Origin of the sequence: Nakamurella deserti, from assembly GCF_003260015.1 — a bacterium.
Classification (GTDB): Bacteria; Actinomycetota; Actinomycetes; order Mycobacteriales; family Nakamurellaceae; genus Nakamurella; species Nakamurella deserti.
This window is the reverse complement of record NZ_QCXS01000002.1, coordinates 2138096-2162784: the sequence shown is the minus strand read 5'-3', so window position 1 is coordinate 2162784 and position 24689 is coordinate 2138096. Positions and strand designations below refer to the sequence as shown.

30 protein-coding genes are annotated in these 24689 nt (G+C 70.3%); 27 read left to right on the top strand and 3 right to left on the bottom strand.

The features are described 5' to 3' along the window. Window position 1: 1 nt before the first annotated feature. From rplP to rpsQ, 3 genes are read left to right on the top strand one after another with little or no spacing between them, the layout of a single operon-like run. The gene (gene rplP, locus DB033_RS09875; protein WP_111766527.1) at window positions 2-421 is read left to right on the top strand and encodes a 50S ribosomal protein L16; all 420 of its coding nucleotides are present in this window, start codon (window positions 2-4) and stop codon (window positions 419-421) included. Continuing rightward, window positions 421-651, top strand: a complete 231-nt coding sequence (gene rpmC / locus DB033_RS09870) for a 50S ribosomal protein L29 (protein ID WP_111766526.1) — start codon at window positions 421-423, stop codon at window positions 649-651. Before rplP ends, rpmC begins: the two co-directional genes overlap by 1 nt. Beyond that, window positions 648-947 carry a 30S ribosomal protein S17 gene (rpsQ, locus tag DB033_RS09865; RefSeq protein ID WP_111766525.1) on the top strand — a complete coding sequence of 100 codons (300 nt, stop codon included), beginning with the start codon at window positions 648-650 and terminating at the stop codon, window positions 945-947. Before rpmC ends, rpsQ begins: the two co-directional genes overlap by 4 nt. 292 nt (window positions 948-1239) lie before the next feature. Here the strand turns inward: rpsQ and msrA are convergent, their stop codons facing one another. Next, window positions 1240-1752 (bottom strand): peptide-methionine (S)-S-oxide reductase MsrA, encoded by a 513-nt coding sequence (msrA, locus tag DB033_RS09860; protein ID WP_111766524.1) that lies wholly within the window; start codon window positions 1750-1752, stop codon window positions 1240-1242. Between the two features lie 462 nt (window positions 1753-2214). On the opposite strand from msrA, the gene rplN reads away from it, so the two are divergent. From rplN to truA, 22 genes are all read left to right on the top strand, one after another. Continuing rightward, entirely contained in the window at window positions 2215-2583 is a 369-nt protein-coding gene (gene rplN / locus DB033_RS09855) for a 50S ribosomal protein L14 (protein ID WP_111766523.1), read from the top strand. Window positions 2584-2591: 8 nt separating this feature from the next. Beyond that, window positions 2592-2912, top strand: coding sequence for a 50S ribosomal protein L24 (gene rplX / locus DB033_RS09850; RefSeq protein WP_111767387.1), 321 nt, complete (start codon window positions 2592-2594; stop codon window positions 2910-2912). Beyond that, a complete protein-coding gene (rplE, locus tag DB033_RS09845; RefSeq protein ID WP_111766522.1) occupies window positions 2912-3502 on the top strand; it encodes a 50S ribosomal protein L5 in 591 nt (196 codons plus the stop codon). Before rplX ends, rplE begins: the two co-directional genes overlap by 1 nt. 2 nt (window positions 3503-3504) lie before the next feature. After that, the gene (locus DB033_RS09840) at window positions 3505-3690 is read left to right on the top strand and encodes a type Z 30S ribosomal protein S14 (RefSeq protein WP_111766521.1); all 186 of its coding nucleotides are present in this window, start codon (window positions 3505-3507) and stop codon (window positions 3688-3690) included. A gap of 200 nt (window positions 3691-3890) precedes the next feature. After that, window positions 3891-4289, top strand: coding sequence for a 30S ribosomal protein S8 (rpsH, locus tag DB033_RS09835; RefSeq protein ID WP_111766520.1), 399 nt, complete (start codon window positions 3891-3893; stop codon window positions 4287-4289). Between the two features lie 11 nt (window positions 4290-4300). Then, window positions 4301-4840: a 50S ribosomal protein L6 gene (gene rplF, locus DB033_RS09830; RefSeq protein ID WP_111766519.1), complete on the top strand. Its 540-nt coding sequence runs from the start codon at window positions 4301-4303 to the stop codon at window positions 4838-4840. Window positions 4841-4843: 3 nt separating this feature from the next. Then, entirely contained in the window at window positions 4844-5251 is a 408-nt protein-coding gene (gene rplR / locus DB033_RS09825; RefSeq protein ID WP_111766518.1) for a 50S ribosomal protein L18, read from the top strand. 42 nt (window positions 5252-5293) lie between these two features. Beyond that, complete coding sequence (rpsE, locus tag DB033_RS09820) at window positions 5294-5941, top strand: 30S ribosomal protein S5 (RefSeq protein WP_111766517.1); 648 nt, start codon at window positions 5294-5296, stop codon at window positions 5939-5941. Window positions 5942-5943: 2 nt separating this feature from the next. Continuing rightward, window positions 5944-6141: a 50S ribosomal protein L30 gene (gene rpmD / locus DB033_RS09815; RefSeq protein WP_111766516.1), complete on the top strand. Its 198-nt coding sequence runs from the start codon at window positions 5944-5946 to the stop codon at window positions 6139-6141. Next, window positions 6138-6581, top strand: a complete 444-nt coding sequence (rplO, locus tag DB033_RS09810) for a 50S ribosomal protein L15 (RefSeq protein ID WP_111766515.1) — start codon at window positions 6138-6140, stop codon at window positions 6579-6581. Before rpmD ends, rplO begins: the two co-directional genes overlap by 4 nt. 554 nt (window positions 6582-7135) lie before the next feature. Further along, on the top strand, window positions 7136-8473 hold the full coding sequence (gene secY, locus DB033_RS09805; protein ID WP_111766514.1) for a preprotein translocase subunit SecY: 1338 nt from the start codon (window positions 7136-7138) through the stop codon (window positions 8471-8473). Beyond that, window positions 8473-9036, top strand: coding sequence for an adenylate kinase (locus tag DB033_RS09800; protein ID WP_111766513.1), 564 nt, complete (start codon window positions 8473-8475; stop codon window positions 9034-9036). Before secY ends, DB033_RS09800 begins: the two co-directional genes overlap by 1 nt. A gap of 3 nt (window positions 9037-9039) precedes the next feature. After that, window positions 9040-9873 (top strand): type I methionyl aminopeptidase, encoded by an 834-nt coding sequence (gene map / locus DB033_RS09795; RefSeq protein WP_111766512.1) that lies wholly within the window; start codon window positions 9040-9042, stop codon window positions 9871-9873. Between the two features lie 282 nt (window positions 9874-10155). Continuing rightward, window positions 10156-10842, top strand: coding sequence for a response regulator (locus DB033_RS09790; protein ID WP_157970611.1), 687 nt, complete (start codon window positions 10156-10158; stop codon window positions 10840-10842). A gap of 488 nt (window positions 10843-11330) precedes the next feature. Then, window positions 11331-11552, top strand: a complete 222-nt coding sequence (gene infA / locus DB033_RS09785; RefSeq protein WP_111766510.1) for a translation initiation factor IF-1 — start codon at window positions 11331-11333, stop codon at window positions 11550-11552. A gap of 42 nt (window positions 11553-11594) precedes the next feature. Then, window positions 11595-11708 carry a 50S ribosomal protein L36 gene (rpmJ, locus tag DB033_RS09780; protein ID WP_111766509.1) on the top strand — a complete coding sequence of 38 codons (114 nt, stop codon included), beginning with the start codon at window positions 11595-11597 and terminating at the stop codon, window positions 11706-11708. Between the two features lie 166 nt (window positions 11709-11874). Further along, entirely contained in the window at window positions 11875-12249 is a 375-nt protein-coding gene (rpsM, locus tag DB033_RS09775; RefSeq protein ID WP_111766508.1) for a 30S ribosomal protein S13, read from the top strand. 5 nt (window positions 12250-12254) lie between these two features. Then, on the top strand, window positions 12255-12665 hold the full coding sequence (gene rpsK / locus DB033_RS09770) for a 30S ribosomal protein S11 (RefSeq protein ID WP_111766507.1): 411 nt from the start codon (window positions 12255-12257) through the stop codon (window positions 12663-12665). A gap of 17 nt (window positions 12666-12682) precedes the next feature. Beyond that, on the top strand, window positions 12683-13288 hold the full coding sequence (rpsD, locus tag DB033_RS09765) for a 30S ribosomal protein S4 (protein WP_111766506.1): 606 nt from the start codon (window positions 12683-12685) through the stop codon (window positions 13286-13288). 135 nt (window positions 13289-13423) lie between these two features. After that, complete coding sequence (locus DB033_RS09760) at window positions 13424-14464, top strand: DNA-directed RNA polymerase subunit alpha (RefSeq protein WP_111766505.1); 1041 nt, start codon at window positions 13424-13426, stop codon at window positions 14462-14464. Window positions 14465-14658: 194 nt separating this feature from the next. Continuing rightward, on the top strand, window positions 14659-15306 hold the full coding sequence (gene rplQ, locus DB033_RS09755) for a 50S ribosomal protein L17 (RefSeq protein WP_111766504.1): 648 nt from the start codon (window positions 14659-14661) through the stop codon (window positions 15304-15306). A gap of 30 nt (window positions 15307-15336) precedes the next feature. Beyond that, window positions 15337-16542 (top strand): tRNA pseudouridine(38-40) synthase TruA, encoded by a 1206-nt coding sequence (gene truA / locus DB033_RS09750; RefSeq protein WP_205843744.1) that lies wholly within the window; start codon window positions 15337-15339, stop codon window positions 16540-16542. Between the two features lie 84 nt (window positions 16543-16626). Here the strand turns inward: truA and DB033_RS09745 are convergent, their stop codons facing one another. Further along, window positions 16627-17784 carry a type VII secretion protein EccE gene (locus DB033_RS09745; RefSeq protein ID WP_157970610.1) on the bottom strand — a complete coding sequence of 386 codons (1158 nt, stop codon included), beginning with the start codon at window positions 17782-17784 and terminating at the stop codon, window positions 16627-16629. Window positions 17785-17996: 212 nt separating this feature from the next. Here DB033_RS09745 and eccB point away from each other — a divergent pair, with 212 nt between their 5' ends. Then, on the top strand, window positions 17997-19442 hold the full coding sequence (eccB, locus tag DB033_RS09740) for a type VII secretion protein EccB (protein ID WP_111766502.1): 1446 nt from the start codon (window positions 17997-17999) through the stop codon (window positions 19440-19442). Window positions 19443-19449: 7 nt separating this feature from the next. Here eccB and eccD read toward each other — a convergent pair whose 3' ends face one another. Continuing rightward, window positions 19450-20763, bottom strand: coding sequence for a type VII secretion integral membrane protein EccD (eccD, locus tag DB033_RS09735; RefSeq protein ID WP_111766501.1), 1314 nt, complete (start codon window positions 20761-20763; stop codon window positions 19450-19452). 165 nt (window positions 20764-20928) lie between these two features. Here eccD and eccCb point away from each other — a divergent pair, with 165 nt between their 5' ends. Continuing rightward, window positions 20929-24621 carry a type VII secretion protein EccCb gene (gene eccCb / locus DB033_RS09730; protein WP_170315510.1) on the top strand — a complete coding sequence of 1231 codons (3693 nt, stop codon included), beginning with the start codon at window positions 20929-20931 and terminating at the stop codon, window positions 24619-24621. Window positions 24622-24689 lie beyond the last annotated feature (68 nt).

Below are 24689 nucleotides of genomic sequence, written 5' to 3'. Positions count from 1 at the left end.
CATGCTGATCCCCCGCAAGGTCAAGCACCGCAAGCAGCACCGTCCGCACCGGACGGGCATGGCCACCGGTGGCACCGCGGTCACGTTCGGCAGCTACGGCATCCAGGCTCTGGAGCCGGCCTACGTGACCAACCGGCAGATCGAGTCCGCTCGTATCGCCATCAACCGGCACATCAAGCGTGGCGGCAAGGTCTGGATCAACATCTTCCCGGACCGCCCGCTGACCAAGAAGCCCGCCGAGGTCCGCATGGGCTCCGGTAAGGGTTCGCCCGAGTGGTGGGTGGCCAACATCAAGCCCGGCCGCGTGCTGTTCGAGATGAGTTACCCGAATGACGAGGTGGCCCGCGAGGCTCTGCGCCGCGCGATCCACAAGCTGCCGATGAAGTGCCGAATCGTGACGCGTGAGGGCGGTGAATCCTGATGGCCGGAGCCAATGAGATGCGTGAACTGAACGCGGACGAGCTGTTGATCAAGCTCCGCGAGTCCAAGGAAGAGCTGTTCAACCTGCGGTTCCAGATGGCCACCGGCCAGATGGACAACAACCGCCGGTTGCGCACGGTGAAGCACGACATCGCGCGGATCTACACCGTGATGCGCGAACGTGAACTCGGCCTGTCGGTCGGGCCGGACGGAAAGGGCGTGACCGCATGAGCGAGTCGCAGGAAGTGGCAGCCGAGACTGCTGAGGCGGCCGTGAAGCGCAACGACCGCAAGGTCCGCGAGGGCCTCGTCGTCTCGGACAAGATGGACAAGACGATCGTGGTGGCGCTGGAGGACCGGGTCAAGCACCCGCGGTACTCCAAGGTCATCCGCCGGACCTCCAAGGTCAAGGCGCACGACGAGAACGGCATCGCCGGTATCGGCGACCGCGTGCTGCTGATGGAGACCCGGCCGCTGTCGGCGACCAAGCGCTGGCGCCTCGTCGAGGTGCTCGAGAAGGCCAAGTAGGTCTGCATCACGGGAAAGCCCCGCTCCGGTTCGTCCGGGCGGGGCTTTCTGCTGTCCGCGGGTGGGTGCGTCGGCAGGCGACGGTGTCACCGCCTCCGGCTCGTCCTCGCAGGGGTGTGGCGCTCCGCGCCGGGTCAGAGGGGGGTGTGGGGGGCCGGCGTGGTTTCGTCACGGTGACCGTATCGGTCCCGTGGTGGGGGAGCGAGGTGCGGGCGCATCGGTCGCCGACCGCGGACCGGAGACGGAAGAGCCCCGCCCCGAGAGGTTCCGGAGCGGGGCTCGTCGCGGTGGGTCAGCTGCTGACGGTGGCCCGTCGCGGGAGCTTCCAGTTCGGCCGGGGGAAGTGGCAGGTGTAGCCCCACGGCATCCGCTCGAGGTAGTCCTGGTGCTCGGGCTCGGCCTCCCAGAACTCCTCGGCCGGCACCACCTCGGTCACGACCTTGCCCGGCCACAGACCGGATGCGTCCACGTCGGCGATGGTGTCCTTCGCCGTCGCCAGCTGCTCGTCGTCGAGGTAGAAGATCGCGGAGCGGTAGCTGGCGCCCACGTCGTTGCCCTGTCGGTTGCGGGTGGACGGGTCGTGGATCTGGAAGAAGAACTCCAGCAGATCCCGGTACGTCGTCACCGCCGGGTCGTACTCGATCTCGATCGCCTCGGCGTGGTTGCCGTGGTTGCGGTAGGTCGCGTTCGGCGTGTGACCACCGGTGTAGCCGACCCGGGTGGACACCACTCCCGGCTGCTTGCGGATCAGGTCCTGCATGCCCCAGAAGCACCCACCGGCGAGTACCGCGCGCTGCGTCGTCATCGTCTCTCCTCCATCGTCGCGGCCGGAACGACCCGGCTCTGTGGTCAACGACCGGGTGGCGGAGAAGATTCCGGGACGGGGACGGTCGCCGCGGCGGGCGGTGAGCACTCCCACCTGCGCAGATTTGGTGAACCGGTGTGTCGTCGGTACTCTGGACCCTTGGGTGTGGGTGCGCGAGCATCCTGCCTCTGGCCTGGCAGGGTCGGAAATTCTGCCAGGACGTCGTCAGTTCCCGAATCTGTGCCTTCTGACCACACCGGTCCGTCCGGGGTGGTTCGGCGTCACGCCGACGGACAAGAGCGAAAAGTCGAGCGTCTGCTCGAACTTCCTCTTGTCTTTTCGTGTGTCATGCGGCCGGTCACCCGAGGGTGAGCACCGCGAGGGCGGATCCGCGGTTCAGGGCGAGACCAGTGCGTACGTTCCCGCGGCACGCCGCGGGAGAGACGAGAAGGTTGGGCTGCTGTGATTCAGCAAGAGTCCAGGCTCCGGGTGGCTGACAACACCGGCGCCAAGGAGATTCTGTGCATCCGCGTGCTCGGCGGCTCGGGGCGGCGTTACGCCGGCATCGGCGACATCATCGTCGCCACCGTGAAGGACGCCATCCCCGGCGCCGGAGTGAAGAAGGGCGATGTGGTCAAGGCCGTCATCGTCCGCACCGTCAAGGAGAAGCGTCGTCAGGACGGCTCCTACATCAAGTTCGACGAGAACGCCGCTGTGCTGATCAAGGCCGACGGCGATCCCCGTGGTACCCGCATCTTCGGGCCGGTCGGCCGGGAACTGCGCGACAAGCGCTACATGAAGATCATCTCGCTGGCACCGGAGGTGCTCTGAACATGGCCATGAAGGTGAAGAAGGGCGACACCGTTCTGGTGATCGCAGGTAAGGACAAGGGCGCCAAGGGCAAGGTCATCCAGGCCTACCCGGACACCCAGCGCGTCCTCGTCGAGGGCGTCAACCGGATCAAGAAGCACACCAAGGTGTCCAGCACCGAGCGTGGCGCGAAGTCCGGCGGCATCGTCACCCAGGAAGCCGCGATCCACATCTCCAACGTGATGGTCGTGGACAACGACGGCAAGCCGACGCGCGTCGGCAAGCGGGGCACGGAGGGCGACGAGTCCCGTCGCATCCGCTTCTCGCGCAAGACCGGGAAGGAGCTGTAATGACCACCGCTATCAACAGTGTCCCGACCAACGAGTTCGCCCGTCCGGTCCCGCGGCTGAAGCAGCGCTACAACGACGAGATCCGCAGCGGCCTGAACGAGCAGTTCAGCTACGCCAACATCATGCAGATCCCCGGTGTGGTCAAGGTCGTCGTCAACATGGGCGTCGGCGAGGCCGCGCGTGACTCGAAGCTGATCGAGGGTGCCGTCCGCGACCTCTCGGCCATCACCGGGCAGAAGCCGCTGGTCCGCAAGGCCCGCAAGTCGATCGCGCAGTTCAAGCTCCGTGAGGGCATGCCGATCGGCGCGAAGGTCACCCTGCGCGGCGACCGGATGTGGGAGTTCCTGGACCGGCTGCTGACCATCGCGCTGCCGCGTATCCGTGACTTCCGCGGTCTGTCGGCCACCCAGTTCGACGGGAACGGCAACTACACGTTCGGTCTGAACGAGCAGTCGATGTTCCACGAGATCGACATCGACCGGATCGACCGGCCGCGCGGTATGGACATCACCGTCGTGACCTCGGCCGCGACCGACGACGAAGGCCGTGCGCTGCTCAAGCAGCTCGGCTTCCCCTTCAAGGAGAACTGACCATGGCCAAGACGTCCCTGATCAACAAGGCCAAGAAGACCCCGAAGTTCAAGGTCCGTGGGTACACCCGCTGCAACAAGTGCGGTCGTCCGCACTCGGTGTACAAGAAGTTCGGTCTGTGCCGCATCTGCCTGCGGGACATGGCGCACGCCGGCGAACTGCCCGGTATCACCAAGTCCTCCTGGTAGTCGGTCCCAGCCGGGCCCGGTAGCCGCGAGGCGTCCCGGGTCCGGCTGGACGCCGTTCCGCATCATCCGCACCACCCATCCGCACCCGGCCGCCCGCCGGATGCATCGGCAGTCCCGGCTCCGGCCGGGACGCACTTCGCCCCAGGCCCGACCCGGAATCCCCGGCGGGGAACCAGGGCGAGAGAGGTAGTACACCTGCTATGTCAATGACGGATCCCATCGCGGACATGCTCACGCGCATCCGCAACGCCAACTCGGCGTTCCACGATGAGGTGACGATGCCCTTCTCGAAGCTGAAGGGGCACATCGCCGACATCCTGGTCAAGGAGGGCTACATCGGCTCCTGGACCACCGAGGACGCCACGGTCGGCAAGACCCTCAAGATCACCCTCAAGTACGGGCCCAGCCGTGAGCGCTCGCTCGCCGGCATCAAGCGCGTCTCCAAGCCCGGGCTGCGCATCTACACGCGCTCGACCGAGCTCCCCAAGGTCCTCGGCGGTCTCGGTATCGCCATCATCTCGACCTCCGACGGTCTGCTGACCGATCGTCAGGCCCACAAGAAGAAGGTAGGCGGGGAAGTCCTCGCCTACGTCTGGTAGGGGAGGGTCTCATGTCTCGTATCGGTAGGCTCCCGATCCCCGTTCCCGCGGGCGTCGAGGTCAACATCAACGGTTCGTCCGTCGCGGTCAAGGGCCCCAAGGGCGCCCTCAGCCACGTCGTGGTCGAGCCCATCTCGGTGACGAAGGAGTCCGACGGCACGCTGTCGGTCACCCGTCCCGACGACGAGCGCGATTCCCGGGCCCGTCACGGCCTGACCCGCACGCTGGTCAACAACATGGTCGTCGGTGTCACCACCGGCTACGTCAAGCCGATGGAGATCGTCGGCGTCGGTTACCGCGTCGCCGCCGAGGGTCGCAACCTCGTGTTCTCCCTCGGTTACTCGCACCCGGTGCCGGTCACCGCGCCCGAGGGCATCACGTTCGTGGTCGAGAGCCCGACCCGCTTCCGCGTCGAGGGCATCGACAAGCAGCTGGTCGGCGAGGTCGCCGCGAACATCCGCAAGTTGCGCCGTCCCGACCCGTACAAGGGCAAGGGTGTGCGGTACGCCGGCGAGGTCGTCCGGCGCAAGGTCGGGAAGACGGGTAAGTAAGCGATGGCTATCAAGACAGGCAACACCGAGATCGGCGTCCGCGCCGGCAAGAACATCTCGCAGAAGCGGGCCACGGCCCGGGCCACCCGCCACTTCCGTCTGCGCAAGAAGGTCGTCGGCGACGCCGCGCGGCCGCGTCTCGTGGTCACCCGCTCCGCGCGCCACATCGTCGCCCAGATCGTCGACGACGCCCAGGGTCACACCCTGGCGTCGGCCTCGAGCCTGGAAGCCGATCTGCGTGGGCTGACCGCCGACAAGACCGCCAAGGCCAAGCGCGTGGGCGAGCTCGTCGCCGACCGCGCCAAGGCCGCCGGCGTCACCACCGTGGTCTTCGACCGTGGTGGCGACAAGTACCACGGCCGGATCGCCGCTCTGGCCGACGCCGCCCGCGGCGCCGGACTGGAGTTCTGACATGACTGCACCGCACGTTTTGAAGATCGAGAGGGACATCTGATGCCCGGACCCGCACGGCGCGACAACAACGCCGCCGGTGGCGGCGCTCGCGACGGTGACCGTCGTGACCGTCGTGACGGAGGCCGTCGCGACGGCCGCCGTGACGCACCGGTAGAGAAGAACCCGCTGCTCGAGCGCATCGTGGCGACGAACCGTGTCGCCAAGGTCGTCAAGGGTGGTCGTCGCTTCAGCTTCACCGCCCTGGTCGTCGTCGGCGACGGCAACGGCTCGGTCGGCGTCGGCTACGGCAAGGCCAAGGAGATCCCCGCGGCCATCGCCAAGGGCGTCGAAGAGGCCAAGAAGAGCATGTTCAAGGTGCCGCGCATCGGCGACACCATCCCGCACCCGATCCAGGGGGAGGCCGCAGCCGGCGTCGTCCTGCTGCGTCCGGCCTCCCCGGGTACCGGCGTCATCGCCGGTGGCCCGGTGCGTGCCGTCCTGGAGTGCGCGGGGATCCACGACATCCTCAGCAAGTCGCTGGGCTCGGACAACCCGATCAACATCGTGCACGCCACGATCGCGGGTCTGAAGGGTCTGGTCCGTCCGGAAGAGGTCGCGGCCCGCCGCGGTCTCCCGGTCGAGGACGTCGCTCCGCACAAGATGCTGCTGGCCCAGGCCAACGCCCTCTCGGCGCGAGTGGGGGTCTGACCATGGCTTTCCAGGTCACGCAGAAGCGCTCCATCATCGGAGTCAAGCCGAACCAGCGGGAGACCGTCCGCTCGCTCGGTCTGAAGAGGATCAACCACACGGTGGTCGTGCCGGACAACGCGGTGAACCGCGGTTACCTGCACACCGTGCGGCACCTGATCGAGGTCGAGGAAGTTTCAGAAGTGGGTGGTTCCGAATGACGATCAAGCTGCATCACCTGCGGCCCGCCCCCGGCGCCAAGACGGCCAAGACCCGTCTCGGCCGCGGTGAGGGCTCCAAGGGCAAGACCGCCGGTCGTGGCACCAAGGGCACCGGCGCCCGCAAGAACACCCCCGCCGGTTTCGAGGGTGGCCAGGTCCCGATCCACATGCGGCTCCCGAAGCTCAAGGGCTTCAAGAACCGCTTCGGGACCACCTACCAGGTGGTCAACGTCGGCCAGCTGGCGACGCTGTTCCCCCAGGGTGGCTCCGTGTCCGTCGAGGACCTGGTCGGCAAGGGCGCTGTCCGCAGCGGCCAGCTGGTCAAGGTGCTCGGCGACGGCGACATCGCCGGGGTGTCGCTGCAGGTGAGCGCACACGCGTTCTCCGGCTCGGCGAAGGACAAGCTGGCCTCGGCCGGCGGCAGCGCCACCGCGCTGTAGTCCGTACCGCTCCCATGCCCCCCGGCTCACGCCGGGGGGCATGTGGCGTTCCGGGGCGGCTCGCCACCGCCGGGAACCGTTCGGCGGCAGGCGGTCCGGGCGGCCGGTGGCCGCGGACGGCCGCGCGCGCGGGGGAGTCCGCGGTCCGTGGGTCAACCGGGCCGTTCACCGTCCCGGGTGGGTTAGAGTTTGGGGTCGGGCATCCCTGCGCGTTCTGCGGTCGGGTGTCCGTCGGCGCCGTCGGTGCCCGTCCGGCGTCGTGGCGGTCAGTGCGGCAACCAGTACGGCGGTCGGATCGACCGGCAGTAGGCGGTGAGAACAGCAGGACGCAGTACGAGCAGCAGTACGCAGCGACACCAGCACTACGCAGCGACACCAGCACTACGCAGCGACATCAGCACTACGCAGTGAGCGGCACAGCGACGAAGCAGTGCACGAAGCAGGCAGTACCCGGTACGTACCCGTAGTCCGTCACCACATCTCGACGCGCGGCCCGCTGCGCGAAACGTCACCACCGCACGGAGTGCTCGGCGGTGGCAAAGCCAGGAGGATCATTGCTCACCGCGTTCGTGTCGGCGCTCAAGACGCCCGACCTGCGTAAGAAGATCCTCTTCTCGCTGGCCATGATCGCCATCTACCGGCTGGGTGCGGCCATCCCGTCCCCGGGGGTGTCGTACGCCGTCGTCGACCAGTGCATCCAGGAGACGTCGGGCGGGACGTCGGACGTCTACACCCTGCTGAACCTGTTCTCCGGTGGCGCACTGTTGCGCCTCAGCGTGTTCGCGCTGGGCATCATGCCCTACATCACCGCGAGCATCATCGTGCAACTGCTGACCGTGGTGATCCCGCGCTTCGAGCAGCTCAAGCGGCAGGGCCAGGCCGGCCAGGCGAAGATGACGCAGTACACCCGCTACCTGACCATCGGGCTGGGCCTGTTGCAGTCGGCGGCGTTCCTCGCGCTCGCCCTCAACGGCACCATGTTCGCCGGCTGCAGCGTCGGCGACCAGATCATCCCCGACCAGTCGCCGCTGGCGCTGCTGGTGCTGGTCCTCACCATGACCGCCGGCACCGCCGTCATCATGTGGATGGGCGAGATGATCACCGACCGGGGGATCGGCAACGGCATGTCGCTGCTGATCTTCTCCTCGATCGCGGCGCGGATCCCGAGCGAGGGCAGCACGATCCTCACCAACTCCAACGGCGTCATCCTGGCGATCTTCATCCTGATCGCGCTGCTGGTCATCGCCGCCGTCGTGTTCGTCGAGCAGGGTCAGCGGCGGCTGCCCGTGCAGTACGCGAAGCGGATGATCGGCCGCAAGCAGTACGGCGGGACCACCACCTACCTGCCGCTGAAGGTGAACCAGGCCGGCGTCATCCCCGTCATCTTCGCGACGTCGCTGCTCTACATCCCCACGCTGCTGATCCAGCTCGTGGGCAACCCCACCGTCGACGCCGAGGGCAACTTCACCGGCGGCTGGCAGCTGTGGGTGCAGCAGAACATCATCGCGCAGGGGACCTGGTCGCACATCGCGCTGTACTTCGCACTCATCATCTTCTTCACCTACTTCTACGTCGGCATCAACTTCAACCCGACCGAACGTGCGGACGACCTGAAGAAGTACGGCGGGTTCATCCCCGGAATCCGGCCCGGCCGGCCGACCGCGGAGTACCTGCAGTTCGTGCTGAGCCGCATCACCCTGCCCGGGTCGCTGTACCTCGGTATCGTGGCGATCCTGCCCAACCTCTTCCTCGACGTCACCGGTGACGGCAACAACCAGAACTTCCCCTTCGGTGGCACCGCGGTGCTCATCATGGTCGGCGTCGGTCTCGACACGGTGAAGCAGATCGAGACCCAGCTGATGCAACGCAACTACGAAGGGTTCCTGCGCTGATGCGAGTGCTGATCGTCGGTCCGCAGGGAGCGGGCAAGGGCACGCAGGCCACGTTGCTGGCCGAGAACCTCGGAGTGCCGCACGTCTCCACCGGCGATCTGTTCCGACTCAACATCGGCCACGGCACCGCGCTGGGCAAGACGGTGCAGACCTACATGGACAAGGGTGAACTCGTCCCGGACGAGGTCACCAGCGCCATGGTGGCGGCCCGTCTCGAGGACGAGGACATGGTCAACGGCTGGATCCTCGACGGCTTCCCCCGCAACCTGTCCCAGGCCAAGTGGCTGGGTGAGTTGCTGGCCGAACGCGGGTCGGCACTGACCAGCGTGCTGGTGATCGACGCCCCGGACGAGATCCTGATGGAACGCATGATGGCCCGGGGTCGTGCCGACGACACCGCGGACGCGATCCAGCGGCGGCTGGCGATCTACCACGCGGAGACGGTGCCGCTGGTCGAGTTCTACGGCGACCTGGTGCTGGAGGTCGACGGTGTCGGCGAGATCAGCGAGGTTCAGCACCGCATCCTGCGTGCGCTCGGCCGCAGCGACCTGGAACACGGCTGAACCGTGTCGAAGGGCATCGAACTCAAGACCCGCGATGAACTGCAGGCGATGCGTGCGTCGGGGGTCATCCTGGCCCGGGCCATCGCTGCGATGACCGCGGCGGTCGCGCCGGGCATGACCACCGCCGACGTCGACGCCATCGGCGCTCAGGTCATCGCCGACGCCGGGGCCACGTCCAATTTCAAGGGCTACCACGGCTTCCCGGGCACGATCTGCGCCTCGGTGAACGCCGAGATCGTGCACGGCATCCCCTCCGCCGACCGGGTCCTGCGGGAGGGCGACCTGCTCTCCATCGACTGCGGGTGCATCCTGGACGGCTGGCACTCCGACTCGGCGGTGTCGGTCCACGTCGGTGAGCCGCCCTCGATGGACGAGGTCGACCTCATCGCCGCCGCCAACGACGCCATGTGGGCCGGTATCGCCGCCGCCCGGCCGAACGGCAGGTTGGGTGCCATCACCGCTGCCATCGAGTCGAGTGTGCGCAAGAGCGGCGCCAACGACGGCCGGCGCTACGGCGAGGTGGACGGCTACGGGGGTCACGGCATCGGGACCGCCATGCACATGGATCCGTTCGTGCCCAACCACGGCCGGCAGGGCAAGGGTCTCAAGCTGCCTCCGGGCACGGCCCTGGCCATCGAACCGATGCTCACCCTGGGTACGTCGGCCTCCCGCGAACTCGACGACCACTGGACGGTCGTGACCAAGGACGGTTCGCGCGCGGCGCACGTCGAGCACAGCATCGCCATCACCGACGACGGGATCTGCGTGCTGAGCGCCGCAGACGGGGGAGTGGCGGGTCTGGCGCCGTTCGGCGTGGTGCCCGTCAGCCTGGACTGATCCGTCACGCCCGAGCCCTCCGACGCCGCCCGAGTCCGACCGGCGGCGTGGCGTTCCGTCGTCCCCTGATCGGGACGAGGGATCGTCCATCGTCGTCGCGCACGGTGATGAACGGTCGAGCAGAAGTGATCGTGTGTGTGAACACCTTGGGCTCAACGGGTGTGTGTGTCACCATTCGTGAGTGCCGGTCGGGTCACGCCCGCCGGTACCGCCCGGGCCGTCGATGCGCCGGACGCGACCCGTCGGGTCACCTGGGAGTTCTCGATCGGAACGGAGATCGGCGTGTCCACAGTGGTCAACGTGCTGGTCGTCGCGGACGACCGGACGGCTGCACGGGCCGAGGCCGCGCTGGTGAACCGGTTGCCCGGATTCCGCGCCACGGCCACCGTCGGCAGCGCCGCGGCCGGGCTGCGGCGGCTCGCCAAGGGGGACGTCCACCTGGTGCTGCTGGACCGCAGGTTGCCCGACGCCGACGGGGTCGAGCTCGCCGCACGACTGCGGGAACAGGGCTTCCGGGGTGACGTGCTGCTGACCACCGCTGCGGCGGACCGCGTGGCCGCCGCCGGCCCGCTCCCCGCCGGGGTCGCGGGCGAGCTGGTGCGGCCGTTCAGCTTCGAACTCGTCCGCGACGTCCTGCAGTCCTGGGCCGCCGAGCGGGCGCCCATCGACGACACGGGGCCGGTGCCCACGCGTCGCTCCCGTGCCGCCCGGTCGGGGCTGCCGCTCGGCATGCGTCCCGACACTCTCGACGCGATCACCGTCGTCGTCCGCGAGTGCTGCGCCCCGCCCGCCGACGAGGTACCGGGGCTGTCGGCATCGGCGGTGGCGTCGGCGATCGGTGCCTCCCGGCTCACCGTCCGGCGGTACCTGGACTACCTGGCCGACGCCGGGGTACTGGCCCGCAGCCTGCGTCACCGCAGCGCCGGTCGTCCGGAAGCCCTCTACCGGCCGGTCGCGCAGGCCGGCTGAGCCGTCGGTGTAGCCGGCGCGGCAGTCGCGGTCGGCGGTTCCCGTCGACGGTGCGGTCGCAGCGCCGACGCCGGGTGGTCACCACGGTGCGTGACGGCCGTCGCGCCCGGACCCGGCCGTGAAGTTGGCCGTCGAGGCCTCCCGGACGTACACTGAGTAGTCGGCATGTCCGGCGCTGCGTCATGTCCCTCTCGTTCCGGTGTCCCCACCGGGTGGGAGCGGGTGATCGGCGTCGACAGTGCGGTGGTCCGGAGCGGTGCAACAGCCGGGAACACCACCGTACGACGTGCCCCAGGATTGCCGAGCCAGCCAGCCGGGTCGTCCCGAACTGGTTGGTTTGTGCTGTGTCCGGAGGACCCGTGCGGTTCGCCCGGACGCGGCCGTGCCGGCCGGCAATGGTTGTGCACCAGCAGGGCGGTACCGACCGGGCGGTTCCGGTCGGGCAGTACCAGTAAGACCAACGGATACGTCAGCGGATTGCGGAGGATATGGCGAAGAAAGACGGAGCCATCGAGGTCGAGGGCCGGGTCGTGGAGGCACTGCCCAACGCGTCGTTCCGGGTGGAACTCGAGAACGGCCACCGGGTTCTGGCCCATATCAGCGGCAAGATGCGGCAGCACTACATCCGTATCCTCCCCGAGGACCGGGTCGTGGTGGAGCTCTCCACCTATGACCTGTCGCGGGGACGGATCGTGTACCGCTACAAGTAAGCAGCGCTACAGCAGGCACGTGCCTGCAGGAAGAAGTGCCCCATGAAGGTCCAGCCGAGCGTCAAGAAGATCTGTGACAAGTGCAAGGTGATCCGTCGCCACAGCCGCGTCATGGTCATCTGCGAGAACGTTCGTCACAAGCAGCGCCAGGGCTGAGCCCCGGGGCTGCGCCCGTCCGAGAAGTGGACGGGCCGTCCAGAAGCATCGTGATTCCAACCGTCCGGCAGTCGAGGACGGACACCCCCGGTCGGAGGCCGGGGCCCTGATCGATCAGGGACGGATCACGACCGACACCTCCGAGTACCGAAGGAGCGTTCGCCAGATGGCACGTCTCGCCGGTGTCGATCTCCCCCGCGACAAGCGGATGGCGATCGCACTCACCTACATCTACGGAATCGGGCGCACCCGCGCGCTCGAGCTGCTCACGGCCACCGGCATCAGCCCGGACCTGCGCAGCAAGGATCTGACCGACGAGGACGTCCTCGCCCTCCGCGATCAGATCGAGGCCAACTACCGGGTCGAGGGTGACCTGCGCCGCGAGGTGCAGGCCGACATCCGTCGCAAGATGGAGATCGGGTCCTACCAGGGCATCCGTCACCGCCGCCACCTGCCGGTCCGCGGTCAGCGCACCAAGACCAACGCCCGTACCCGTAAGGGTCCGAAGAAGACCATCGCCGGCAAGAAGAAGGCTAGGTAAGCACAGTGCCCCCCAAGACTCGCCAGGGCGCTGGAGCCCCGAAGAAGATCCGGCGCAAGGAGAAGAAGAACGTGGCCCACGGCCACGCTCACATCAAGAGCACGTTCAACAACACCATCGTCTCGATCAGCGATCCGACCGGTGCGGTCATCTCGTGGGCCTCCGCCGGCCATGTCGGCTTCAAGGGCTCGCGTAAGTCCACCCCGTTCGCCGCGCAGATGGCGGCCGAGAGCGCCGCCCGCAAGGCGATCGAGCACGGCATGAAGAAGGTCGACGTGTTCGTCAAGGGCCCGGGTTCGGGTCGCGAGACGGCAATTCGTTCGCTGCAGGCCGCTGGACTCGAGGTCGGTGCGATTTCCGACGTCACCCCGCAGGCACACAACGGGACGCGGCCGCCCAAGCGGCGCCGGGTCTGATACGGGGAGATTGAGATATGGCTCGTTACACCGGTCCCATGACCAAGAAGTCCCGTCGCCTCAAGACCGACCTGGTCGGCGGCGACGCGGCTTTCGAGAAGCGTCCGTTCCCTCCCGGGCAGCACGGTCGTGCGCGCTCGAAGGAGAAGGAATACCTGTCGCAGCTGCAGGAGAAGCAGAAGGCCCGCTTCAGCTACGGCGTGATGGAGAAGCAGTTCCGTCGCTACTACGAGGAAGCCGCGTCCCGCCCCGGCAAGACCGGCGAGACCCTGCTGCAGATCCTCGAGTCGCGTCTGGACAATGTGATCTACCGTGCCGGCCTGGCCCGCACGCGTCGGCACTCGCGCCAGCTGGTCAGCCACGGCCACTTCACCGTCAACGGCCAGCGCGTGGACGTCCCGTCCTACCGCGTCAGCCAGTACGACATCATCGACGTGCGCAAGCAGTCGGTGGAGAAGTTCCCGATCGAGCTGGCCCGCCAGTCCTACGGTGAGCGTCCGACCCCGGCCTGGCTGCAGGTCGTGCCGAACTCGCTCCGCGTGCTGATCCACTCCCTGCCGATCCGGCAGCAGATCGACACCCAGATCAGCGAGCAGCTGATCGTCGAGTTCTACTCGAAGTAAGCCACCTGCCGCACCCGCCCCCTCCGGGGGTGGGTGCGGTGGTGTGTCCGCGGTACCGGGCCCGGTCATATGGCGGACCGAGCCCGTCACAACGTGGCGTCATATAGCGGATGCCACCGATCAAGGAGGACCCCTGTGCTGATCTCCCAGCGCCCCGTACTCACCGAAGAGACGATCTCGGGCAGCCGCTCGCGCTTCGTCATCGAGCCGCTCGAGCCCGGCTTCGGCTACACCCTCGGCAACTCGCTTCGACGCACCCTGCTGTCGTCGATCCCGGGTGCCTCGGTCACCAGCATCCGCATCGACGGCGTGCTGCACGAGTTCACCACCGTCCCGGGGGTGAAGGAGGACGTCACCGAGCTCATCCTGAACCTCAAGGAACTCGTCGTCTCCTCCGAGGAGGACGAGCCCGTCACCATGTACCTGCGCAAGCAGGGCCCGGGTGAGGTCACCGCCGAGGACATCGCTCCGCCGGCCGGGGTCGTCGTGCACAACCCCGACCTGCACCTGGCCACCCTCACCAGCAAGGGCCGGCTGGAGATCGAGCTCGTCGTCGAGCGCGGTCGTGGATACGTCCCCGCCGCCCCGAACAAGGTCGTCGGTGCCGAGATCGGCCGCATCCCGGTCGACTCCATCTACTCCCCGGTGCTCAAGGTGACCTACCGCGTCGAGGCCACCCGAGTCGAGCAGCGCACCGACTTCGACCGTCTCGTGCTGGATGTGGAGACCAAGTCCTCCATCTCCCCGCGTGACGCGCTCGCGTCGGCCGGTACCACCCTGGTGGAGCTGTTCGGGCTCGCCCGCGAGCTCAACACGGCCGCCGAGGGCATCGAGATCGGGCCGTCGCCGGCCGAGGCGGATCACATCGCCGCGTTCTCGTTGCCGATCGAGGAGATGGACCTCACCGTCCGCTCGTACAACTGCCTCAAGCGCGAGGGCATCCACACCGTGGGTGAGCTCGTGGGCCGCACGGAGGCGGACCTGCTCGACATCCGCAACTTCGGTCAGAAGTCGATCGACGAGGTCAAGATCAAGCTCGCCGGTCTCAACCTCTCGCTCAAGGACTCCCCGGTCGGGTTCGACCCGGCGACCGCCGCGTTGGCCTACGCCAACGACGACTGGTCGGACGACGAAGAGACCACCGAGACCGACTACGCCGAGACGGAGCAGATCTGACGATCTGCTCGTCCCGCGCCGGAGACGGCCGGGACCTGCCGCACGACCAGGGTCCGGCCTCTCGGGGACGGACCCGGTGCCGCCTCGGCGGGACCACCACCACGCCCTGATCGGGCGGAGCCGGGAGACCGGCTCCGCTCCGATCGCCCAGACAGCGGGAACCACCTCCCGCGGAACGACTGCAGGAGCACCTGATGCCCACCCCCACGAAGGGTCCCCGCCTCGGCGGATCGCCGGCCCACGAGCGACTGATCCTGGCCAACCTGGCGCAGTCCCTTTTCGAGCACGGCAAGATCACCACCACCGAGGCCAAGGCGAAGCGGCTCCGTCCGCTGGCCGAGAAGCTCATCACCTCGGCCAAGCGGGGCACCCTGCACTCGCGTCGTGAGGTCATGAAGGTGATCTCGGACAAGAACGTCGTGCACACCCTGTTCGCCGACATCGCGCCGGCGGTGGCCAACCGTGCGGGTGGCTACACCCGCATCGTCAAGGTGCTGCCCCGCAAGGGCGACAACGCCCCGATGGCGATCATCGAGATCATCACCGAGGAGACCGTGACCTCGGCCGCTTCGCGGGTCGCCCGTCGTGCGGCGACGTCCAACAACGCCGACCGCCCCAAGCAGGCCAAGGGCGGCGCAGCCGTTGCCGCGCCCGCCGACGGGACCGTCGCGGACGAGACCGTGACCGACGAGACCGTGACCGCCGACGCGACGACGGAGGCCCCGGCCGCCGACGTCACCACCGAGGCGGCCGCTCAGGAGGCCGTCGCCGAGGAGATCTCCGTGGCTCCGGCAACCGAGAGCACCGAGGCCCCGGCCGACGGCACCGAGAACACCAAGTAGTTCTCGGGTGCGGCCACCCGGCCACACAGCATGACGTACCCCACCGACGGACCCGGTGGTGTGGAGCCCACAGCTCCCACCGCCGGGTCCGTCGGCGTCTCCGGGGACGCCGGCTCAGGGAAGACCGGCTCCGGCGCCACCGGCTCCGGCGACACCGGGCCCGCCGGGTCGGTGGGTGTCGGGGAACCGGTCGAGGCTGCTGGTGATCCGTCGTCGACGCACGCCCCGGATCCGGGCGTCTCGGGTGCGGTCGGTGCGGTCGCCGCGTCGGCTGGGCGACCGGAGTCCGGGCGCCTGCTGCGGCTGCGGCTCGACCTGGGCTATGACGGCACGGACTTCTCCGGGTGGGCGGCGCAGCCGGGCCGCCGGACCGTCGCCGGGGAGCTGTCGACGGCGTTGGCACTGTTGTTCCGTCGCCCGGTGCCCCTCGGCGTCGCGGGACGGACCGACGCCGGCGTTCACGCGCTGGGGCAGGTCGCGCACATCGACGTCGACCCCGCGGTGCTGATCTCCCTGGCGCGGCGGTCACCAGCCGGTCAGGATGACCGACTGACACCGGTGGAGCGTGGCGCCTTCGGCCTGCTGCGCCGCCTGGCCGGGCTGCTCGACGACGACGTGCGGGTCCGGCGGATCACCGTCGCGCCCGACGGTTTCGACGCCCGATTCGCCGCTCTCCGGCGGCACTACCGCTACCGCATCGCCGCCACCGAGTTCGGGGTGAACCCGCTACGGCGGCGCGACACCCTGGCCTGGTCGCGTCCGCTGGACGTGGACCGGATGGCGGCGGCCGGGCAGACGCTGATCGGGCTCGACGACTTCGCCGCGTACTGCAAGCCCCCCGCCCACGACGGCGCGACCACCATCCGCGAGCTGCAGGCGCTCAGCGTCCGCGAGGTGCCCGACGAACCCGGTGTCGTCGCCGTGGACGTGTCCGCGGACGCCTTCTGCCATTCGATGGTCCGGTCACTGGTGGGTGCGTTGCTGGCGGTGGGGGACGGCCGCATGCCCGTGGCACGTCCCCGCGAGTTGTTGGCCGCCCGTCGGCGGACCAGCGCCGTCCACGGGGCGCCGGCCCGTGGCTTGACCTTGATGGGGGTCGACTACCCCGATGACGCCGCGCTGCGGCAGCGGGCGGACCTGACGCGCGCGGTGCGGGCGGCGTCCGACGCCGCCACCGAGCGGTCCGCAGCGGTGTCGGACCGCGGGGGAGCCCAGGACCGGCCGCCGGCCGCCTGAACCTCCGGGAACCGGCCGGCCCATGACTGCGCGCCGGGCGGCGGGTCTCGGACGTGGGCGACCGCGACGCGCGCGGCGTCCGCGTCAACGGTCCGGACCTCGCCCGCCCGGCGGGCCACCCGGCAGCGTCGCCAGGTACAACGGCCACTGCTGATCGACACCCACCCGGGGTGTGATTCCGGCTGCCGACTCCCGCCCGCCGGCCGCGAGACGGCGGCGGGCCCAGCGCTCCAGCAGGTCCAGATCCGCCGGGCGGGAAGCCGTCAGCCGCAGCACGCCCGTGCGCCGACCGCCGGGACCGGCCCTGATCCACTCCGATCCGATCCACTCCGATCCGACCACAGCCGTGTGCACGGGAGCCGCGACCGGCTCGGAATCCACGTGACCCGGCGTCAACAGTGTGCCGACGTCGGTGTCATCGTCGGTTCCCGATGCCCAGCACAACAACCGGTGGTGCCGGCCGGAACGCCGCAGATCGCGGCGGCGCTCCCACGTTCCGGCGCCTGCCGAGCGCAGAGCCGCCGGGTCGGACGGTCCTGGGGCGGCGTCGGCCGCGGCGAACACCGCGCGGGTCTGCGCACCGTCGAGCAGCCGCGGACGCAGCCCCCGCGGCGCGAGCAGGGCCGTCGCGCGGGCGACCGTCACCGCGACGAGCCGCCGCGCACCGTCCTCACCACCTCCGCGAGCCTGCAGCGACGAGAGGTTGCGGGCGGGATCGATGCGCAGGACGAGCAGCGTCCGCCCCGGCGCGACACCGTCGGGCAGGGCAGCCGGGGTCGTCGTCACGAACGTCTGCAGCCACTGGATGGTCTCGATCACCACGCCGGCCGACTCCAGCAACGGCGCCAGGAGCGCGAGCGGAGCGCCGTCACCGGACCCGCCCGTCGGCCCGCGGACCTCCATCACCACCACCCATCGGCCACGGCGGAACACCAGGTCCAGCGGCGGGGCGTCGGACAGCACCGCTCGGCCAGGAGCCGCACCCGGTTCAGGTGCCACGTCCTCCGCGATCCGCCACCCACGCCGGGTGACCCGACCCGCCCAACGGCACCACCGCAGTGCCGCCGGAACGGTGAGCAGCAGGACGACCATCGTCGCCACCACGATCGCGGCGAGGGCGATGGCCGTGTCCGCCGGGCGCCAGAGAGCGACTCCGACCGGCACCACCACCGCGGCCTGCCACCGGAAGGCGCGCGACTGCGCCCGTCCCGCGTCGTGTCCCCACACCACCGACCCCCTCACCCACGGTCCGCACCCCACCCGCCGACCGAACGCCCACCGTAGGCATCAGGCGGTGCGGGCACCGACGTTGTCCACAGCTGCGGGCGGTGACGGGGCGCTGTGGACAACCGGCGGGCCGACCACCCGCGACTCGCTAGCGTCGCCGGGCATCCGTCCTCGTCGGCGACGGACCGGGCGTCCACGAAGGAGGTGACACGGTGGAACGAGGCGGCGTGATCGGACCCGCACAACTGCGGGCACACCGCTACGCGCGGCGCCGGATGGACCTCGCGTTGACCGTGGGCACGACATCACCCACGGTCGATCCCGGCCGCCTCGCCCGGCGGAGCACGGTGGCGTCGTTCGGCCTGGCCCTCGCCTTGTTGGCCGGTGCCGGGGTGATCGCCGCGGTCCGTCCGGCACCGGACTGGTCCGCCGCGGAAGTGCTGGTCGACACCGGCTCGGGAGCGGTGTATCTCAACCGCGACGGAGTCCTGCACCCCGCGCTGAACCTGGTGTCGGCGCTCCTGGCGGCAGACACACCCGTCGCGCCGGAGCCCCTGCAGGTGTCGGGCGCCGACATCGAGGGTGTGCCCCGCGGGCCGCTGATCGGCATCGCGGGGGCCCCTGCGGAACTGCCGACGAGGGACCGGTTGATCACCACCGGGTGGACGCTGTGCGTGCAGTCGGCCGCTGACGGGTCGAGCTCGACCACGGCAGTCTTCGGGGCCCCCGCGCCGGGGATCTCGATGCCGGCGAGCACTGCCGCACTGGTGAGGACTGACGACCGCGCCGGCGGATCGGCGGATCACCTGATCTGGGCGGGCCGCAGCATCCCGGTCGACCCGACCGACCGCGCGCTGACCGACGCGCTCGGCGTCACCGGGGCATCTCCACGACCGGTGGATGGCGCCCTGACGTCGGTACTGCCCGCCGTCGCCGCGCCCACGGCCCCCGTGCCGAGCGGCGCCGGCGGCCGCGCCGACGTCGAGATCACCGATGCAGCCGGTGATCCCGTCCCGGTCGGAGCGGTGCTGCGTACTGAACAGGCGGACGGGCGCATGACGCTGCATCTGCTGCACCGGGACGGTGTGGAATCCCTGACACCGGTGGTGGCCGACCTCGCGGCCGCCCGGATCGGCTCCGGTGTGGTCCCCGTCCAGGGATGGCAGGTCGCCGCGCTGCCCGACACCCAGGAGCCGCCGACGGTCACCACGGCGCTTCCCCCGACGGCCCCCCGGCTCGTCCCGGCGGACGACTCCCTCTGTGCGACGTGGCAGGGCACCACCGCTGGTTGGGGCCTCAGCGCCGGAGGTGCGCTCGAGGGCACGTCCGTCAGCGCGCCCGGCAGCCGGGTGGACCGCATCCTGATGCCGCCGGGCGCCGGCGCGGTCGTGCGGGTCGTCGACGCCGCCGGGGACGCCGATCCGGTCGACCGCCTGATCACCGGAGCCGGGGTGGTGTACCCACTCGGCGCGGAGGTGGCCACGCGGTTGGGCCTGACCGACGACGGCGCGACGCCTCCAGCGGTTCCCGCCGCCCTCGTCGGCCTGCTCTCGGCGGGACCGCCGCTGACTGTGGAGAGTGCGGGTGTCGCGTGGGATCCCGGTGAGATCACGGGCGTGCCGACGGCCGCGCCCACCACGGGGCCGTCCCCGCAACCCGCGGAAGGACCCTGACCGGCACTCACCAGTGACGGACCGCGCGGTAGCCGTCCACGACGGCCACCGCCAGTGGAACCACCGACAGCACCGATACCCCCTCCACGAACCGCGGGACCCGACCCCACGACGGCGGCCGGTGGTGCCCCGCCTCGTGCCGCCCGACCGCGAGCAGCATGCACGCCACGATGACGCCACCCACCGTCATGACCCCCGGCGACACCGACAGCTGCCGGACGATCAGCGCGCCGCCCACCAGCAGGGACAGGACCGCCGGCAGACCCAGCGCCGCCGCCTGCGTGGGAACGGCGACCGACCGCGTCCGCAGCAGGAACACCAGCGGAACGACCACCCCCAGCACCACAGCCAGGCCGCCCGCACCGGTGAGGACGGTACCGGCGCCGCACCCGAGCACGGAGACCGCGGCGTACAGACCCGCCACCGTGTCCACCGCGCGACGGGCCGACGCCATCACCGCGGGCAACCCGTCACCGGACACGCCGGCTCGCCCCGACCAGGCCGCCCGCCGCAGACCGGTGGCCCGTGATGCGACCCGCGGCACCAGCGGTAGCACCGCCACGGCCACCACGACGGCGATCGCGGCGGCCTCGGTCGACGACCACGAGAGTAATTGCGACGCAGCACGTCCGGCGCTCACCATCAGGCCGGTTCCGGCCAGCGCCACGAACACGGGCCGACCCGCGGCCACTAGCCGCGTCGCCACGAGAGCGACGCCGGCCACCGTCGCGGCGACCGCCGTCGCAACGTCCGGTCCCGGTGCCCACACCGCGACCGCCGCCGCACTGAAACCCACCGCCGCGGACCCGAGGACGACAGCGACCGGGTGGTCCCGCATCCGCCGGGCGACGCGGCAGGCCGCGACCAGCAGGACGACGGCCACGGCGGCGCTGGAGGCGGCGCTGCCGCCGGTCCAGGCCTGCACGACGGACAACGCCAGCAGCAGCGCTGCGGTGGCGAGCGCCGACGGCCGAGCGAAGCTGCGCCGGGCGTGGATGCTGTCGGCGGCGACAGCCGCCGCTGCATCGGTGATCTCGTCGAAAACGGGCGCCACCCCGCTGAGGGTCGACGGCCGCAGGTCGAGCAGGTCGCCGTCCCGGACGCCCGCAGCGGGTAGCGACCGTTCTGGGTCCAGTGCCGGACGGCCGACCCGTCCGAGGTGCCAGCCGTGCCCGCTGGTGTCGGCGGCGACCCGACCGAGTTCGAGCACGACCGGCACCAGATCGGCAACCGTGAGCTCCGCCGGAACCACCAGATCGACCCTCCCCGTCGGAACCATGACCGCGACACGGCGGTGCGTCGTCGAGGTGGCGTCGTGCATGGGCGGGCTCGTTTCTGGGGTGTCGCGGCGGGATCACCGGTGCTCGTGGAACCGCCCGGACGGGATGTGGACAGACGCCCGGAGGCATCGCGCCGCCATCGTATGGTTGCCGCTCGATGGCCCGGTGGAGTTGTCCACCGCCACGTTCTCCGGGGGGAGGGAACCATGAGCGACGCCGAAAAGGTCAAGGAAGCAACGGATGTCACCGTGCCGCCGCTTCCTGTCCTGGAGCCCCCGGCACCGCGCAGTGTCTTCGTCGTGATCCTCCCGGCGGTGATGCTCGCCGGCACCGTCGGCTTCCTCGTCATCGGTGGCGGCGGGACCACCTCCCTGCTCATGGGCGGTCTGATGGTCGTGTCGCTGGTGGGCATGATGATCGCCGGCGGGGGGCGGCAGACACAGCCCGCCGCGACCGTGGCCGCCGAACGTGACCGCTTCCTGCGGCGACTGGAGCGGTCCCGCGCCGCGGTCGACGCCGCCGAGGCCGAGCACCGTGCGACCGACCGCCGTCGGCATCCGCACGCCGACGCGTTGGTCGTCGCCGGCGGCGGTGCAGGTGCGCCACGCTCGGCCGTCCGGGTGGGCACCGGGGCGGTTCCGGCGGTGGTGTCGTGTGTCCGGCCCGCCGACGACCCGGACACCGAACCCGAGCCCTTCGCGGTTCTCGCCCGCCGGTGGTTCCTCGAAGCGCGGGCCGAAACTCCGGACATGCCGCTGACCGTCGACCTGCGCCCCGGCGTCGTCGTGTCCGTGTCCGGTTCGCGCGCAGCGGATCTGGTGCGTGGGATGGTGCTGCGGTGCGCGCGGGCCGCCGGGCCGACCGACTGCCGTATCGCGGTGTTCGTCGCCGACGACGTCACCGGGTGGGACTGGCTCAAGTGGCTTCCGCACCACCGCGGCGGCGTCGACCACGATCAGCCGTTGCGGACCGCTGACGTCGGCCGGCTCCTCCGGTGGATCGACCGACCAGGCAGGGCCGCTCGGACGGTGGTGGTGCTGGTGTCACCGCCGGCCGGGATCGTCGAGATGCTCGCCGTCGCGGATCGGCTCCCGGTCGTGGCCGTCGTCGTCGACGGGCTCGGCACCTCGACGGTCCCCGGTGCTGTCGCACTGCATGCCACCGCCACCGCTCTGTACCGCCAGCGCAGTGGCGGGCTCGTCCGTTGGGGCACACCGGATCTCGTGGGAGCCGCCATGGCCGACGTCGCGGCGCGCGCGCTCGCCGGTCCGCCGCACGCTGCGCCTCCCGGTGGCATGTCCGGAGGCGGGCACCCGGTACCCGATCTGGTGGCGCTGCTCGGTCTGCGGGCGGCTGCGGACCACCGGCCCGAAACCCACCAGACCGCCGCCGGCCGCGACCTCCTGCGGATCCCCATCGGCACCGACGATGCCGGTACGCCGGTGCATCTCGACCTCAAGGAAGCCGCGCTCGGCGGCATGGGACCGCACGGACTCGTGATCGGCGCGACCGGATCCGGTAAGTCGGAGCTCCTGCGGACGATCGTGCTGGCTCTGGTGGTCACGCACGGCCCCGCCACCCTGAACGTGGTTCTGATCGACTTCAAAGGTGGGGCGGCGTTTCTCGGTCTCGAAGGACTGCCGCACGTCGCAGCGGTGATCACGAACCTGGCTGACGAGGCGGTGCTGGTCGAGCGGATGCGAGATGCGCTGAACGGCGAGCTGCGCCGACGGCAGCAGTTGTTGCGCACCGCGGGTGCGTCGTCGACCGTCGAGTACCAGCGGATCCGCACGTACACGCCTGCACTGCCGGCGCTGCCGACACTCGTGGTGGTCTGTGACGAGTTCACCGAACTGCTCGTCCAACAGCCCGATCTCGCCGAGACCTTCGTCGCACTCGGTCGTCTCGGGCGGTCTCTGGGAGTCCACCTGATCCTGGCGTCGCAACGGCTCGAGGAGGGGCGGATGCGGGGGCTCGATGCGCACCTGTCGTTCCGCATCGCGCTGAAGACGTTCTCCGCCGCCGATTCACGGGCCGTGCTGGGCGACGACGCGGCGTACCGGTTGCCGACCACTCCGGGTGTCGGCTACCTCAAGGACGGCGCGGAGACGGCATACCGTTTCACCGCCGCCTTCGTCTCCGGTGCGGTCGCGGCCCCGGAGCCCGCGCGCGTGCGGTCGGTGGCCGCGGCCGTGCGGCTCTTCGGTGCGGTGCCGCGCGCCGGGCGACCCGCCGACGACGCGCCGCCCGCTCCGCCGACTGCGGCCGATCCGGGAACGCCCTCCCTGCTCCAATTCTGGGTGTCGCGTCTGCTGGCACACGGCCCCCGGGCCACCGCCATCTGGCTCCCGCCCCTCGACAAGGCTCCTCCGATCGACGATCTGGCGGTCGGGACGGATCCCCTCGACCTGCGGGTCCCCGTCGGACTCATCGACCGGCCCTTCGATCAGCGGCGTGACCTGTTGTGGGCCGATTTCACCGGCAGCACCGGGCACGCTCTCGTCGTGGGTGGCGCCCGGTCGGGCAAGACGACCCTGCTGACGTCGATGCTGCTGGCCCTCAGTCGCGGGCACGGACCGGACCGTATCCATTGCCACGTCTTGGATCTCGGTGGCGGCGGACTCACGCCGTTGGCCGGACTGCCGCAGGTCGGCTCCGTCGGTCGCCGTGGTGACCCCCGGCTGGTGCACCGGATGCTGGCCCAACTCGCGGCCGAGCTGGGAGACCGCGAGGCGTCCGGGACGGGGGAGTCGGGTGGCCACGACCGTCCCGACGTCTTCCTGGTCATCGACGGCTGGGCGACGTTCCGTGCCGCGTTCGAGGAGCTCGAGCCCACGGTCACCGCTCTGGTGCAACGGGGGTTGGCCCACGGCATCCACGTCATCCTGGCCACGGCGCGCTGGGCGGACGTCCGTCCCGCGATGAGGGACCTGATGACGCTGCGTTTCGAGCTGCGGCTCGGCGATCCGGCCGAGTCGGAGATCGACCGGCGGCGCGCGGCGGGCGTGCCTGCGCGGACACCGGGCCGCGGCCTCACCGCCGACGGGTTGCACTTCCTGGTGGCGCCGCCTGGTCCGCTCGGCGCCCGGGAGGCGGTCGAGGAGCTGATCAGCCAGCGCCGGACCCGGTGGCCGGGCGCCGGTGTTCCGCCGATCCGGCTGCTGCCGGCGACGGTCGCGGTCCGGGACCTGCCCCGCCCCCGGGCGGAGGCTGTCGCGGGCGTACCCATCGGAGTCGCGGAGTCCGACCTCCGCACCGTGGGCGTCGATGTCGCCGCCGAACCGTTCCTGCTGGTCTGGGGAGACGGTGGCAGCGGCCGGACCTCGTTCCTCCGGACCTTCGCCACGACGGTCGCGGCCCGGTGGTCCCCGACGCAGGCACGATTCCTGATCGTCGACCACCGCCGGACCCTGCTGGGACGCCTGCCCGAGCCGTGGCTCGCCGGTCATTCCACCGCACCCCGCGCCACCGCGGGACTCATCGCCGACGCGGTCGAGCTCTTGACCGGCCGCCTGCCGTCCGGCGACGTCCGCGCCGAGCAGCTCCGTGACCGCGGTTGGTGGACGGGCGCTGACCTCTTCGTGCTCGTGGACGACTACGACCTCGTGGCGGCGGGGGCCAATCCACTGCTGCCCCTGCTGGACCTGCTGCCCCACGCGCGGGACATCGGTCTGCACATCGTGGTCTGTCGACGCGCCGCCGGAGGCGGCCGCGCTCTCTACGACCCGCTGCTGCAGCAGATGCGTGAGTTGGGGGCGAGTGGACTCGTACTGTCCGGACCGCCCGACGAGGGCCCGCTGCACGGCGACCGGCGTGCCGCTCCACAACCACCCGGCCGGGGGTTCTTCGTCACCCGCACCTCGTCGGAGCTGATCCAGCTCGCCCTGGCCGACGACTGACCCACCTCGACAGGCCACCCGACCACCGGGCTCGGGAGGCCGTGGCGGGCCCCGCACCGCCCGCCGCA

Coding starts and splice junctions, on each gene's coding strand:
- rplP (WP_111766527.1), top strand. CDS start 2: ATGCTGATCCCCCGCAAGGTCAAGCACCGCAAGCAGCACCGTCCGCAC.
- rpmC (WP_111766526.1), top strand. CDS start 421: ATGGCCGGAGCCAATGAGATGCGTGAACTGAACGCGGACGAGCTGTTG.
- rpsQ (WP_111766525.1), top strand. CDS start 648: ATGAGCGAGTCGCAGGAAGTGGCAGCCGAGACTGCTGAGGCGGCCGTG.
- msrA (WP_111766524.1), bottom strand. CDS start 1,752: ATGACGACGCAGCGCGCGGTACTCGCCGGTGGGTGCTTCTGGGGCATG.
- rplX (WP_111767387.1), top strand. CDS start 2,592: ATGAAGGTGAAGAAGGGCGACACCGTTCTGGTGATCGCAGGTAAGGAC.
- rplE (WP_111766522.1), top strand. CDS start 2,912: ATGACCACCGCTATCAACAGTGTCCCGACCAACGAGTTCGCCCGTCCG.
- DB033_RS09840 (WP_111766521.1), top strand. CDS start 3,505: ATGGCCAAGACGTCCCTGATCAACAAGGCCAAGAAGACCCCGAAGTTC.
- rpsH (WP_111766520.1), top strand. CDS start 3,891: ATGTCAATGACGGATCCCATCGCGGACATGCTCACGCGCATCCGCAAC.
- rplF (WP_111766519.1), top strand. CDS start 4,301: ATGTCTCGTATCGGTAGGCTCCCGATCCCCGTTCCCGCGGGCGTCGAG.
- rplR (WP_111766518.1), top strand. CDS start 4,844: ATGGCTATCAAGACAGGCAACACCGAGATCGGCGTCCGCGCCGGCAAG.
- rpsE (WP_111766517.1), top strand. CDS start 5,294: ATGCCCGGACCCGCACGGCGCGACAACAACGCCGCCGGTGGCGGCGCT.
- rpmD (WP_111766516.1), top strand. CDS start 5,944: ATGGCTTTCCAGGTCACGCAGAAGCGCTCCATCATCGGAGTCAAGCCG.
- rplO (WP_111766515.1), top strand. CDS start 6,138: ATGACGATCAAGCTGCATCACCTGCGGCCCGCCCCCGGCGCCAAGACG.
- DB033_RS09800 (WP_111766513.1), top strand. CDS start 8,473: ATGCGAGTGCTGATCGTCGGTCCGCAGGGAGCGGGCAAGGGCACGCAG.
- infA (WP_111766510.1), top strand. CDS start 11,331: ATGGCGAAGAAAGACGGAGCCATCGAGGTCGAGGGCCGGGTCGTGGAG.
- rpmJ (WP_111766509.1), top strand. CDS start 11,595: ATGAAGGTCCAGCCGAGCGTCAAGAAGATCTGTGACAAGTGCAAGGTG.
- rpsM (WP_111766508.1), top strand. CDS start 11,875: ATGGCACGTCTCGCCGGTGTCGATCTCCCCCGCGACAAGCGGATGGCG.
- rpsD (WP_111766506.1), top strand. CDS start 12,683: ATGGCTCGTTACACCGGTCCCATGACCAAGAAGTCCCGTCGCCTCAAG.
- rplQ (WP_111766504.1), top strand. CDS start 14,659: ATGCCCACCCCCACGAAGGGTCCCCGCCTCGGCGGATCGCCGGCCCAC.
- truA (WP_205843744.1), top strand. CDS start 15,337: ATGACGTACCCCACCGACGGACCCGGTGGTGTGGAGCCCACAGCTCCC.
- eccD (WP_111766501.1), bottom strand. CDS start 20,763: ATGCACGACGCCACCTCGACGACGCACCGCCGTGTCGCGGTCATGGTT.
- eccCb (WP_170315510.1), top strand. CDS start 20,929: ATGAGCGACGCCGAAAAGGTCAAGGAAGCAACGGATGTCACCGTGCCG.